At 70.8% G+C, this 12,268-nt stretch carries 13 protein-coding genes; 6 read left to right on the top strand and 7 right to left on the bottom strand.

Annotated features, from left to right (window positions below; all coding sequences use genetic code 11):
* Nucleotides 1–13: 13 nt before the first annotated feature.
* Nucleotides 14–307 (top strand): DUF6221 family protein, encoded by a 294-nt coding sequence (locus tag D451_RS0111750; RefSeq protein ID WP_014910635.1) that lies wholly within the window; start codon nucleotides 14–16, stop codon nucleotides 305–307.
* On the opposite strand, the gene D451_RS0111755 is transcribed toward D451_RS0111750, so the two are convergent.
* Together D451_RS0111755 and D451_RS0111760 are read right to left on the bottom strand one after the other, a co-directional pair.
* Nucleotides 283–957, bottom strand: a complete 675-nt coding sequence (locus D451_RS0111755; RefSeq protein ID WP_017534549.1) for an HAD family hydrolase — start codon at nucleotides 955–957, stop codon at nucleotides 283–285. The genes D451_RS0111750 and D451_RS0111755 overlap by 25 nt on opposite strands.
* A 53-nt stretch (nucleotides 958–1,010) precedes the next feature.
* Nucleotides 1,011–1,772, bottom strand: coding sequence for a hypothetical protein (locus tag D451_RS0111760; RefSeq protein WP_017534550.1), 762 nt, complete (start codon nucleotides 1,770–1,772; stop codon nucleotides 1,011–1,013).
* Nucleotides 1,773–1,921: 149 nt separating this feature from the next.
* Here D451_RS0111760 and D451_RS0111765 point away from each other — a divergent pair, with 149 nt between their 5' ends.
* Nucleotides 1,922–3,388 carry an SDR family oxidoreductase gene (locus tag D451_RS0111765; protein WP_026125002.1) on the top strand — a complete coding sequence of 489 codons (1,467 nt, stop codon included), beginning with the start codon at nucleotides 1,922–1,924 and terminating at the stop codon, nucleotides 3,386–3,388.
* Between the two features lie 72 nt (nucleotides 3,389–3,460).
* Here the strand turns inward: D451_RS0111765 and D451_RS0111770 are convergent, their stop codons facing one another.
* From D451_RS0111770 to D451_RS0111780, 3 genes are all read right to left on the bottom strand, one after another.
* Nucleotides 3,461–4,474, bottom strand: coding sequence for a zinc-binding dehydrogenase (locus D451_RS0111770; protein ID WP_017534552.1), 1,014 nt, complete (start codon nucleotides 4,472–4,474; stop codon nucleotides 3,461–3,463).
* A 149-nt stretch (nucleotides 4,475–4,623) separates the two neighbouring features.
* Nucleotides 4,624–5,274: a response regulator gene (locus D451_RS0111775; protein WP_017534553.1), complete on the bottom strand. Its 651-nt coding sequence runs from the start codon at nucleotides 5,272–5,274 to the stop codon at nucleotides 4,624–4,626.
* Nucleotides 5,271–6,488: a sensor histidine kinase gene (locus D451_RS0111780; RefSeq protein ID WP_017534554.1), complete on the bottom strand. Its 1,218-nt coding sequence runs from the start codon at nucleotides 6,486–6,488 to the stop codon at nucleotides 5,271–5,273. Before D451_RS0111780 ends, D451_RS0111775 begins: the two co-directional genes overlap by 4 nt.
* 137 nt (nucleotides 6,489–6,625) lie before the next feature.
* Between D451_RS0111780 and D451_RS0111785 the strand changes: the two genes are divergently transcribed.
* Nucleotides 6,626–7,870, top strand: a complete 1,245-nt coding sequence (locus D451_RS0111785; RefSeq protein ID WP_017534555.1) for a DUF418 domain-containing protein — start codon at nucleotides 6,626–6,628, stop codon at nucleotides 7,868–7,870.
* A gap of 8 nt (nucleotides 7,871–7,878) precedes the next feature.
* Here D451_RS0111785 and D451_RS0111790 read toward each other — a convergent pair whose 3' ends face one another.
* Together D451_RS0111790 and D451_RS0111795 are read right to left on the bottom strand one after the other, a co-directional pair.
* Nucleotides 7,879–8,163 (bottom strand): MoaD/ThiS family protein, encoded by a 285-nt coding sequence (locus D451_RS0111790; protein WP_017534556.1) that lies wholly within the window; start codon nucleotides 8,161–8,163, stop codon nucleotides 7,879–7,881.
* A gap of 1 nt (nucleotide 8,164) precedes the next feature.
* Nucleotides 8,165–9,268 carry a WD40/YVTN/BNR-like repeat-containing protein gene (locus D451_RS0111795; RefSeq protein WP_026125003.1) on the bottom strand — a complete coding sequence of 368 codons (1,104 nt, stop codon included), beginning with the start codon at nucleotides 9,266–9,268 and terminating at the stop codon, nucleotides 8,165–8,167.
* A gap of 495 nt (nucleotides 9,269–9,763) precedes the next feature.
* Here D451_RS0111795 and D451_RS0111800 point away from each other — a divergent pair, with 495 nt between their 5' ends.
* The 3 genes from D451_RS0111800 to D451_RS0111810 all read left to right on the top strand — a co-directional run bounded on the left by D451_RS0111800 (nucleotide 9,764) and on the right by D451_RS0111810 (nucleotide 12,248).
* On the top strand, nucleotides 9,764–10,357 hold the full coding sequence (locus D451_RS0111800) for a TetR/AcrR family transcriptional regulator (RefSeq protein WP_017534558.1): 594 nt from the start codon (nucleotides 9,764–9,766) through the stop codon (nucleotides 10,355–10,357).
* Nucleotides 10,358–10,585: 228 nt separating this feature from the next.
* Nucleotides 10,586–11,638, top strand: coding sequence for an enoyl-CoA hydratase/isomerase family protein (locus D451_RS0111805; RefSeq protein ID WP_017534559.1), 1,053 nt, complete (start codon nucleotides 10,586–10,588; stop codon nucleotides 11,636–11,638).
* A 130-nt stretch (nucleotides 11,639–11,768) separates the two neighbouring features.
* Nucleotides 11,769–12,248 carry a hypothetical protein gene (locus tag D451_RS0111810; protein WP_017534560.1) on the top strand — a complete coding sequence of 160 codons (480 nt, stop codon included), beginning with the start codon at nucleotides 11,769–11,771 and terminating at the stop codon, nucleotides 12,246–12,248.
* The last annotated feature ends 20 nt before the right edge of the window (nucleotides 12,249–12,268 follow it).

The raw sequence follows: 12,268 nt of genomic DNA on the forward strand, positions 1-12,268 counted from the left end.
GAGGAGTTGTCCGTTGACCATCGTCGAGTTCCTGAAGGCACGTCTGGACGAGGACGAACGTGCGTCCAAGGCCGTGCCCGTGGGATCACGCGGTCGCGAACGAGCGCTGGCCGAGGTGACGGCCAAACGCGGGATCCTCCAGGGTTACACCGAGGCGCACGGCGCGAGCATGCGCATCATCGACGGCTCCGGGGCTCAGGTCGAGGGCGACCCCTGGTCGGAACTCCTGGCCTGGCGACTGGCCATCAAACACCTGGCCGCCGTCTACCGGGGCCACCCCCACTACGACCCCTCCTGGGAGAAGTAGACCAGGAGGGCCTCGACCGTCGTGACGAGGTCGTGCCCCCGGACGTGAGGCTCGCCGAAGAGTTCGGGGAAACGCCCCTCCAGATGGGACGACCAGCCCGTCACCAGACCGGCGGCCCGCCCGCCCGCCACGTCCCAACCGTGGGCGGTGACCAGACCCGACCGGCCCGGCCCCGCCCCCAAGGCGTCGGCGACGGAGCGATAGGCGGACGGAGAAGGCCTCCACACCCTCGTACCGGTCGTCGGCGGCACCTCCACATCCAGACCCGCGTGCTCCAGGAGCGACCGGGTCCCGGCCTCGTCGAGAGGGCTCGCCACCACCGTCCGTACACCCGCGTCCCGAGCCAGGGAGAGCGCCTCGGCGGCCTCACGGCGCGGTTCGAGCCGGGTGAGACCGGCGACGATGGCGTCCTCGGCGGCCGGGGCGACCTGGTGGCCGGTGATGGCCCGCAGCGATCCCCTGGCCACGTCCTCGAAGCCGTACTCCTCGCCCAGAAGGGCCAGGGCGAACGCGTCCCTCATCAGGTGGTCGCACCAGCGGGCGATCAGGACGCGAGGGATGCCGGCCTCGCGGAACCGCCATTCCAGGGGGCCGAGCGGGAAGAGCGTGTCGAGTACGTCGAACACCAGGGCTTCGGGACGTCCGGTCATCGTGGCTCCAAGGGGGTGGGGGCCGGGTCCCCTCTACCTACCCACCCGCGGTCTCAGAAGACGACGTGGTCGTGGATCTCGTCCTCCAGGTGAGGTGGGAGGTCGGCCCGGATCAGCGCGTCGTGCAGGGAGAGGAACGGGGCCGCCGCACGGGCCCGGTCCAGGGCGAGGGCCTGCTCGTGGGTCAGCCCGGGAAGATCGGCGATCGCCTCGACCGGGGCCCGGTTGAGGTCCACCAGCCCGCCGTCGTCGTAGCCGGTGTCCAGGTCCGGACGCCCCACGCCCAGCTCGCGAGCGGCCCTCGGATCCTCCTCCAGGAGTCTTCGCGCCTCGGCGCGCAGCCGGACCCCGGCGGCGACGCGTCTCATCGCCCGCTCGTTGCGTTCCCGCACGGAGGCGTCCACGGGGCTCTCGTGGTCGATCCCACCGCGCCACCGCTCGTTCCCGGGGTCGTCCTCCGAGGCGGGGGCCTTCGGGGCGCCCTCGTTCGCGAGCGCGCCGTACAGGAGGAACGAGGCGATGAGGGTGATCACGATGTAGCAGCCGGCGACGCTCTTCCAGAGCACGGTGGTCTCGTCGCCGAGGCCGATGTACAGGAAGACCGGGAAGGCACAGACCGCTCCGACCAGGGCCCCCTTGTGCCGGTGGCGCAGACCGATGTAGGCGAAGGTGAAGGGTGCCAGAGCGCCGCAGGTGAGGAAGGTGAGGAGCGTCGGAACACAGCCGACGGGCCTTGTATCCCCCTTCTCCGCCACCGGGTCCTTCCGCGGGGTGTCCGAGGGACGAGAGTGATCGAAGGGGGATGAGGTCGACATGTCGTGATCATATGGTGTGACCTCGGAGAAGACGTCGTCGGCCTCCGGTCGGCGAGCGCGCGGTCTCCGTGTGTCCTCGGTGGCCGGTTCCTGCGCATAGGGTTCCTGATGATCTGAGAACGAGCTCGGGAACGGCGACGGGTGCGGAGATGACGGAGACGGTGGGGCGGACGACGGTCGAGGGTATCGACCCGGAGAGACTCCGGGTGTGCCTGGAGGTGTTGGCGAGCTCCGAGGAACTGCCCGACGACCACCCCGACTCGATCACCTTGCAGCGGGCCACGGCCCGACTGTTCAAGAGCCTCAAGGAGCGGCGGCGCAGGGAACGCAGGGAGTCTCGAAAGGTCCACGACGCGGCGGTGTTCGCGGCCACGGCCACGGCGGCACCCGACCGGATCGACGACGAGACCAACGGTCGTGCCCTGACCAGCGGCAGCGCCGGGGCCCTGGCCGGGGTCCTGCGCAAGGCCCGCCCCTGTTACATCTGCAAGCAGAAGTATCAGGAGGTCGACGCCTTCTACCATCAGCTCTGTCCGGAGTGCGCGGCCTTCAACCGGGAACGTCGCGCCGCCAGGACCGACCTGACCGGGCGCAACGCCCTGTTGACCGGTGGCCGGGCCAAGATCGGCATGTACATCGCCCTGAGGCTGCTGCGCGACGGCGCCCACACCACGATCACCACGCGCTTCCCCAACGACGCGGTGCGCCGGTTCGCCGCCATGCCCGACAGCGACCGGTGGCTGCACCGGCTGCGGGTGATCGGCGTGGACCTGCGCGACCCCGGCCAGGTGCTGAGGCTGGCCGACTCGGTGGCGGAGCGGGGGCCACTGGACATCCTCATCAACAACGCCGCGCAGACCGTGCGGCGCTCTCCCGACTCCTACGCGCCGCTCATCGCGGCCGAGGCGGAGCCGCTGACCGGGACCGGGCTCCCCGAACCCCTCGTGCTCGGTGGAGTGCGCCCCCAGGCGCTGGAGAGCGCGGACGAGACGGAGATCGCCCGGGTCGCCCCGCACACGTTGACCCCGGAGATGCTGACCTCGCTGGCGTTGACCACCGGCGCCGCCCACCCGGACCGGGCCCACGCGGGAGGGGCGATCGACGCGGGCGGCCTGGTGCCCGACCTGGCCCCGGTCAACAGCTGGACCCGAAGGGCCGGAGAGATCGACCCGGTGGAGATGCTGGAGGTGCAGCTCTGCAACGTGAGCGCGCCCTTCCTCCTGGTCAACCGGTTGCGCCCGGCGTTGGCGGCCTCCTCGGCCCGTCGTACCTACATCGTCAACGTGTCGGCGATGGAGGGCGTCTTCAACCGCGGCTACAAGGGGCCGGGCCACCCCCATACGAACATGGCCAAGTCCGCTCTGAACCAGCTCACCCGGACCAGCTCCGAGGAGATGCTGGAGAGCGACGGCATCCTCATGACCAGCGTCGACACCGGGTGGATCACCGACGAGCGGCCGCACCCGGAGCGTAAGCGGCTGGCCGAGGCCGGTTTCCACGCCCCGCTGGACCTGGAGGACGGCGCGGCCCGTGTCTACGACCCCATCGTCCGAGGCGAGCTGGGCGAGGACCTGCACGGTTGCTTCCTCAAGGACTACCGCCCGGCCGACTGGTAGGGAGACCGGTCCTCACACGGGTGCGGCCGCCGCCGGAGGGTCCCGGCGGCGGCCGGCGTCGTGCGATCCGGGTCAGGGGCGAAGGACCAGCCGGACCGGGGAACCGACCCGGTTCTGAAGGCGTTCGACGGCCTCGGGCGCCTGCTCCAGGCTGAAGACCCCGCTGATGGAACGGGAGAAGTCCAGCCGGCCCGCGCGTACGAGGTCGACCAACTGGACGACGTCCCGGCCCTCGGAGCCGTAGTGGCCGAGGACCTGTTGCCTCAGATAGCTGAAGCGGGTGCCGTCCTGGACCTCCAACGGCTTGTTGGTCAGCCCCACCAGCACCAGACGGCCGTGTTCCCCCAACACCTGGACGGCCTGTTCACGGACGATCGGCACCCCGGCGAAGTCGAAGGCGACGTCCAGCCCCCGACCGTGGGTGAGCTGACCGATCCTGGTGAGGAAGTCGGCCGAGGTGGAGTCCAGGGCCACGTCGGCGCCGAAGGCGAGCGCCCGTTCACGCGCCTGTTCATCGGGGTCGGCGGCGATGATCGGCGCGGCCCCGGCCAGACGGAGCAGCTGGACGGCGTGGGCGCCCAGCCCGCCCACGCCCCACACGCACACCGCCTCGGCGGGACGCACGTCGCCGGTGGTGGTGACCGCCGCCCAAGGGGTGGAGACCGCGTCCGGGATGATCGCCGCCTGCTCGAAGGGGAGATCGTCGGGGATCGGCACGAGCGTGTCCTCGCGAGCCAACGCGTACTCGGCCCACCCGCCGTCGTAGTCCACCCCTCGGGTGAGCACCCGGCCGCGGCGATCGTGCTCGCCGGCCTGGAGCGCGACCCGGTCGCCGACGGAGACGTCGGTGACGTCCGGTCCGGTCTCCTCGACGACCCCGGCCACCTCGTGACCGAGCGTGACCGTGTCGCCCTTCAGGTAGAGCGGGGACAGGCCGCCGTCGATGAGGTGGACATCGGACAGGCACACCCCGGCGGCCTTCACACGAACGAGCACCTGACCGGGGCCCGGCGTCGGACGGGGGACGTCGGTGACGCTCAGGGTCCGATCGGTGATGTTCAACCGGGCCGCGCGCATGGTGGCCATAGGTCATTCCCTCACAGTCGTATCGGCGGCACGATCTCCACCACGATCATCACGCTTCGTGTATTCGGTGGTACGTGGACGACACGGGCGATAAGGGTCAGAACCCGCCTACTTTTTCGTCAAGCGGGCCGATCGGGACGACTCTCCGCTCACTCCATGAGGCCGTTGCGGTAGGCCCAGGCGGCCACCTCCACACGGTTGCGCGCGCCCAGCTTCTCCTGGACCCGGGCCAGATGCGTCTTGACCGTGCTCACGGTGACGTACAGCTCCGAGGCGACCTCGGTGTTGGTGCGCCCCTGGGCCACCGAACGCACGATGTCCAGCTCGCGCGGGGTCAACCCGCCCGTGTCCGGGGCCGGGGTCGGCGCCCCCGCCTCGGCGAAGTGCCGGAGCAGCCGGACCGTGATTCGAGGAGAGACCAGCGCGTCCCCACGGGCCGCGGCCCGCACCGCCTCGATCAGCAGCGCGGGTCCGGCGTCCTTGAGGAGGAAGCCGACCGCGCCCCCGGTCAACGCCGCGTGCACGTACTCGTCCATGTCGAAGGTGGTGACCACGACCACCTTCAACGGGTCGACCACACCGGGCCCGGCCAGCCGACGGGTGGCCGAGAGCCCGTCGATCCCCGGCATCCTGATGTCCATGAGGACCACGTCGGGACGCAGCTCCCGGGCGAGCCGGACGGCCTCGACACCGTCCCCGGCCTCGCCCACCACCTCGATGTCGTCCTCGGCGTCCAACATGTAACGGAACCCCGTACGGACCATCTGCTGGTCGTCGGCGAGCAGTACCCGAATCGTCACCGTGTTCGTTCCCTCTCTCCGGATACGGGGATCTCCGCCCGCACCGTCCAGCCCTGCCCGAATCCGTCGGGCCCGGCCGACAACGTACCGCCCAGGATGCGGGCGCGCTCGGCCATGCCGACCAGACCGTGCCCGCCTCCGGAGGGCCCACCGCTCCGTGCTCCTCCCCGACCGTCGTCGGTGATCCGGAGCAGGACCGTGTCGTCGTCGGACTCCACCACCACGGTGACCCGATCCGCTCCGCGCGCGTAGCGCAGGGCGTTGGTCACCGACTCCTGGGCGATACGCAGGATCGCCGTGCCCACCTCCACCGGCAGATCGGCGACGTCGGCGTCCGCGTGCACCGATACCTCAGGACGGCCGGGCGAGGCCGGCGCGGCCAAGGCCGCCAGACCCTCGGCCGGGTCGGGGGCGAGCGGGGCCTCCTCGGGGCCGCGCAGCCGCGAGACCATCCCGCGCATGGACTCCAGCGCCCGGCCGCCCGCCTCCTCGATCTCCGGCAGGGCCTCCCGCACCATCTCCGGTCTGCGGTCGGCCACGTGGCGCAGGGCCTGGACCCGCACCACGATCCCGGTCACCTCGTGCGCCACCACGTCGTGCAGATCGCGGGCGATGGCCAGCCGTTCCTCGGCACGGATCCGCCGGACCCGGGCGTCACGGTCGACCGCGCGCCAGCGCAGGTACAGCCCGGGGGCCAGGCCGAGCACGGCCACGAGCAGGGCGTTCTCCGCGTCGAGGACGTAGGGCTCGCGCAGGTAGTCGGAGCAGACCGCGAGGAAGACCAGCGTCGCCACCACCGGCATCTGCCAGACCCGACCGCGCAGGGCCACCAGCGACGCGGCCACGACCATGCCGACGCCCTCGGACGCGACGATCGGATAGCCGAAGGTGCCCTTGGGCAGCGGCCACAGCAGAACCGAGGTCGTGATGACGACCAGCGGGACGGCGGCCCCGACGACGAAGGTGGTCCAGTGCCCCCGAGGCGGCCACAGCACGAGGAGCACGAGGACGACGCACACCGCCCCGGAGATCACCGGGGCGAAGTCCATGGCCGAGTGCGGCGGCCCCATCCAGTCGGTGATCCGCCGCGAGGACAGGACCGTCCTCAGATCCAGGGACCACAACGCGGCCATGGCCAGGAACACCAGGAACGCCCCCGTGCGCGCTCCGAGGACGGGCCGGGCGTCGAACGGAAGGTACCTGCTCAATGCCATGGTGGCCAGACTAGGTCGCCGGGCCGGGGTCGACATCCGCCGAAAGGACTAGCGGGTGTCGGACCTTTCCGCTGTTCGGTCGATGTGCGCGGGACCCTCGCCGAGCGAAGCTCGTCGGGCAGACGAGGAGGAGTCCCATGAACGAAGCGGTCCGCTCCCCCCAGGACGGGGACACGACGACACACGAGGGCGCGGTCGCGCGCCCTCCGGCCCGGACGGAACGAGTGGCGTTCCTGGACGTCGCCCGAGCGCTGGCGATGATCGGCGTGGTCATGATGAACGTGACCGCCGTCGCCTTCACGGCGGAGATGGTCGGCGAACGGGAGACGGGGACCCTCACCTCGATCGTGGACGGTGTCCTGACCCTGATCATGTCCGGCAAGGCCCGGGCCATGCTCATGGTGCTGCTCGGGATCGGCGCCGTCCTGGCCTGGCGTTCCGCCACCCGTCGGGGCGGCCGTCCCCTGGTGCTCATGCTGCGCCGCTACGCGGTCCTCGGGGTGCTCTTCGGCGTCCCGCACCTGCTGGTCTTCTCCGGTGACATCCTCACCCACTATTCGATCACCGCGTTGTTCCTGGCTCCGTTGATGCCGCTGTTGCTGCGGGGGTCGGTCGCGCGCCCGCTCTGGACCGCGGTCGGCCTGTTCGCCGTCGCCCCCCTGTTCGAGTACGGGCTGGACCTCGGGGGCGCCGACCTGGGCGTCCTGATCGTCCTGGTGCCGCAGACGCTCGGCTTCTTCTGCGTGGGCGTGTGGCTGGCCCGCCGTCCCGAACTCGACCCCGACTTCGCCGGGCGGACCCGGCTGATCGGCCGGATGATCTGGTCGGGCCTTCTCATGCAGGTCATGGGTCTGGTGGTCCTCTTCGGCTCCGACCTGCTCTTCCCGATGAGGATGGACGCCGACGGGGTGCCGATCATGACCCCCGAGGGCATGCCCGTGATCGAGCCGGGCGCCCAGATGATGACCTCCCTCTCGGGAACCTTCACCGGTATGGGCGGGGCGCTGTTCTACCTGGGACTGGTGTGGTGGCTGGTCCGCCGGGACGGCCGGGTCGCCCGGGCCCTGGGGGCGCTGACCCCGCTGGGGCGGATGACGCTCACGGTCTACCTGGCGAGCACGGCGGTGTTCCTGGTGTTGAAGCCCTTCGAGGGGCAGCTCCCGACGCTCGCCCACTACGCCTTGGGCGTGACCTACTTCGTGGTGATGGCCCTGGTCGCGCGCTGGTGGCTGGGCCGGTTCCGGCTGGGCCCCCTGGAGTGGGTCTGGAGGAGCCTCGTCCACCTGCGCCCCATGCCGATGCGGCGGCGCGAGACGGGCGTGGCCGAGACGGAGGCCGTGGCGTCCGCTCCGAGCGCGGGCGGCACCGGAACCGCGGCCTAGAACACTCCCTAGCCGCCGGCGACGGAGGGCAGCAGGCGTACGTCGGCACCGTCGTGGACGGGGGCGTCCAGACCACCGATGGTCCGGCACTCGTCCTCGTCCACGAACACGTTCACGTACCTGCGCAACAGCCCACGCTCGTCCCGGATCCTGCGATCCAGCCCCGGATGACGCGCGACCAGGGCGTCCAGGACCCCGCGCAACGCCACGGGGCCGTCGACCTCCACCGGGACGTGGGCGGCCCCGTCGGCGTCGGAGCGCAACAGACCGGGCAGGTGCACGATCACCCGCATCTCACACCTCCGCGGCCCGGACGCACAGCACGTCGGGCAGATGGGCGACCACACGGTGCCAGCGCTCCTCGTCGTCGGTGAGGGCGTAGACGTCGCCGTTGCGGGTCCCGAAGTAGAACCCGGGCACCTCGGCCCCGTCGGTGCAGGCCGCGTCGCGCAGCACGATCCCGAAGTAGGGCTCCTCGGGCAGTCCGGCGTCGATCGCCCGCCAGCTCTCCCCGGAGTCGTCGGTGCGGTAGGCGCGCAGCCGGTTCTCCGGTGGCAGGTGCACCTCCTGGCTGACCACGGGGAAGTTGAAGGCCGACTCCGCCCGATGCGGGTGGGCGACGATCGCGAAGCCGAAGTCGGTGGGCAGCCCCGTCTCGATCGGCCGCCACCCTTCGGTGGCGGGGGAGGCGCTGCGATAGACCCCGTGGTGGTTCTGCGCGTAGAAGGAACCGTCCGGCGCGACGGTCACCTTGTGCACGCACTGGCCGAACTCGGGCTCGGGGTCCGGGAGGAACCCGGCGGAGATGCCCCGGTTGGTGGGCGCCCAGCTCTCCCCGTCGTCCGAGCTCTGGTAGACGCCTCCGGTGGGCATGGCCACGGTGATGGCCTCGGGGAAGCGCTCACCCGAGCCGAGGACGCCGGGCAGGACGGTGTGGATGGCGGCCCCTCCGGCGCCGGGGAACCATTCGGCCCGGTGCGGGTGGTCCCAGAGCGAGCGGACCAGGGTGAAGTGGTCGCCGCCGTCGGTGGAGCGGAAGAGGGCGTGCGGTTCCACGCCCGCGTAGACGGTTCCGGGCTCGGGGCCGAAGGCGAACTGCCAGGCGCGGACGAGGGAGGCGTCGGTGTCCTCGGGGAACGCGATCGGCGCGGTGCCGGGCTCGGTCCAGGTGCGGCCGAGGTCGTCGCTGTGCCAGACGCTCGGGCCGAAGTGCCAGCTCTCGGTCCCCACGAGCAGACGGTGCGTGTGCGGGTCGATCCCGACCGTGTAGACCGGGCTCATTCCGGCGTCGTCGTTCTCGTCGAGCCGGTGCGGTCCGAGCACCTCCCACGAACGTCGATCCTCGCTGCGCGCGGTGAACAGGCCCTTGCGCGTTCCGATGATCAGCAGATACGTCATCACGCCCCCCATGATGTGACCTAGATCTCCACTGTGACACAGGGGTGTGACATTCGCCGGTCGTTCACCCGTGGTTCCCCGGGGGAGCCTGTCCGGAAGGTGTAGATATGTCCTTGGTTGGCGGGTTCCGGACGCATGGAAAAGTCAATAGTTAGGAACCCGAACGATTTACTCGAGGTGGTTTATTCGCGCCGCTCGGAAAAGAGACCCCTCCGGAGGGATAACTTCCCTCAGGGGGGAACCCTTTCCGATCAGAGGTTTCGTCGTTCAGCGGAAGGCGGTTGTCGGTCTCCCAACGCTTTGCAATAAAATCCCGGGCCAACAAGCGGTGCCCCGAAGATCCTCCAGGCCTTCGGGTGCCGCACGCATCCCATCCCTAGAACAGCCCGGACGATTTCCCGCCACCTCGATCTTCCGCGTCCGTTTAGGGACCACCGTCCCAATGGTCGGTCCCGCGTACCGAGAAGTACCGAGTTCCATCGATAGGGTCGCCTCATGCAACACCCCTCCGACACGCTCCACGCGCGCAAACGCCGTAAGGCGCGGGCCATGATCGTGTCATCAGCCTTCCAACTCTTCTCCGAACACGGATTCGACAACGTGACCGTCGCGGCCATCGCCGAGCGGGCCGAGGTCGGCCGGACCACCTTCTTCCGGTACTTCGGCGACAAACAACAGGTGCTCTTCGCCGACGAGTGCGACGAGGTGGACCGCATGTGCGCCTACGTGCGCGACAAGGCGGGTCGCCCCCTGGGCTCCGACCTCGGGGCCGCACTGGCCCTGCTCCGCGAGGCCGACACCGTCACCAAGCCCTACGCCGTGCTCTCTCCGGCGCACTCGGCCGTCCTGGCCCGGCTGCTCCGGGAGAGCGTCGACCTCAGATCCCGTTACCTGCTCACCCGCCAACAGCGGGCGCTACGGCTGGCCGGAGCCCTGGTCGAGGCCGGAGCGGTCGAGAAGGTCGCGGTTCTGGCGGCCCACACGGCGATGGCCTGCGAACTCACCGCCATGAGACTCGCCGAGAGCCCCGAGGCCCACCCCGCACACGTGGAGGAGGCCCACGGGCTGCTGCGCTCTCTCGGAGGATGATCGACGAGGACCCGCGACCCCGGGAACGAGGCCGTGGTCGCGGGTCGTACGTCGTGCTCACGCGCCGGGCGGGGGAGCCGCGGCGACCTTCCGGGGGCGGACCGCCCCGACGGGACGGCCCCTGAGAGGATCGTGCGCGACCCGAGGGTGTGTTCGAGATCCGGAAGGGACCGACGAGATCATGAGTATGAACCCGACCATCGTCCGTGGACGAGACGGGGCCGCCCGATGACCGACGACTCCAAGGTGCTGTTGCGGGTCGAGGGCGCTCTGGCCCGCGCCACGCTCAACCGCCCCCGCGCCATCAACGCCCTCGACCACGAGATGGTCCTCATGCTCTCCGACGCCCTCGACGGCTGGGAGAAGGACGGGTCGGTCGTCGCGGTGCTCATCGACGGCGCCGGTGAACGCGGCCTGTGCGCGGGCGGCGACGTCCGCGCCATGCGGGACAGCGCTCTGGCCGGGGACGACCGCGCCGCGCGGTTCTGGCGGGACGAGTACCTGCTCAACGCGCGGATCGCCCGCTACGGCAAGCCCTACATCGCCTTCATGGACGGTGTGGTCATGGGCGGCGGTGTCGGCGTCTCCGCGCACGGAGGCGTTCGTGTGGTCACCGAGCGCTCCAAGGTGGGCATGCCCGAGACCACCATCGGGTTCGTTCCGGACGTGGGCGGCACCTACCTGCTGTCCCGCGCCCCCGGAGAACTGGGCACCCACCTCGCCCTGACCTCTACCGCCGTCGGCCCGGCCGACGCCGTCCACGTGGGCCTGGCCGATCACCACGTACCGTCCGAGCGGCTGCCCGAACTGGCGGTCGCCCTCACCGCCATCGACTCCGAGAGCGCCATCGCCGAGGTGGTGGCCCGCTTCGTCGAGGAGCCCGCGGCGGGCACGCTGGAACGCGACCGGGAGTGGATCGACGCCTGCTACGCCTCCGACGACGCCGAGGAGATCGTCGCACGGTTGCGCGCCCACGGCGCCCCGGAGGCCGCCGAGGCGGCCGCGACCATCGAGAGCAGGTCGCCGACCTCGGTGAAGACCACTCTGGCCGCGCTCCGACGGGCCCGGCGGGCCGGGTCCCTGGAGGAGGTCCTGGAACAGGAGTACCGGGTCTCCTGCGCCGCCCTGAACGGGCCGGACATGGCCGAGGGCATCCGGGCCCAGGTGGTCGACAAGGACCGGAACCCCGCCTGGACGCCGTCGACGCTGGCCGAGGTCGACGACGCCGATGTCGAGCGCGCCTTCGCGCCCGCGCCGAGCGGACCGCTGGGCCTGGTCTGACGTGAGAGGGTCCGGGTGGAGGATCGCCCGGACCCCGTCCCGAACCGGCCGCCCCTCGGGCCCGTCACAGGGGAGTACGTTCCCGGGGCGAAGGGCCTCGGCCCAGAGCAGCGCGGAGGAGGACCTCCCCATGTCCCCCAGGCCCGGAACCATCACCGCGATCCAGGTGATCCTCTACATTCGAGCGACCTTGGGCGTCCTGAGTCTCCTCGCCGTCCTGACCGGGTGGGGGCCGACGAGCGGCTCGGAGGTCTGGAGGGTCACGTGGGACACGGCCGTGTTCGACGTCGTCCCCGAGCTTCAGGCGGAGGGGTATCCCGGTCTCTACACGGGTGCCTTCGTCTCCTCCCTCATGGCCGTCGTGGAGCTGATCGCCTTCGAGTTCTACGTGGCCTCGACCCTGGGGCGTGGAGGCCGTCGAACCCGCCTGCTCGTACGGATCACGGCGGTCTTCGGCTGTGTCGGCGCCGCTCTGGCCCTGTTCTCCGGAGGGGACTTCGCACCTCTTCTCATCCTCATGATCGTGGTGTTGGTGCTCAACGAGAGCGCCTCGGCCGAGGACTGGTACCGGGAGACCGAGTACCCGGCCCCGCGCCCCGGCGCCGTCTGACCCTCCCGGTTCCCGAGGGG

Origin of the sequence: Nocardiopsis alba DSM 43377 (assembly GCF_000341225.1) — a bacterium.
GTDB lineage: Bacteria > Actinomycetota > Actinomycetes > Streptosporangiales > Streptosporangiaceae > Nocardiopsis > Nocardiopsis alba.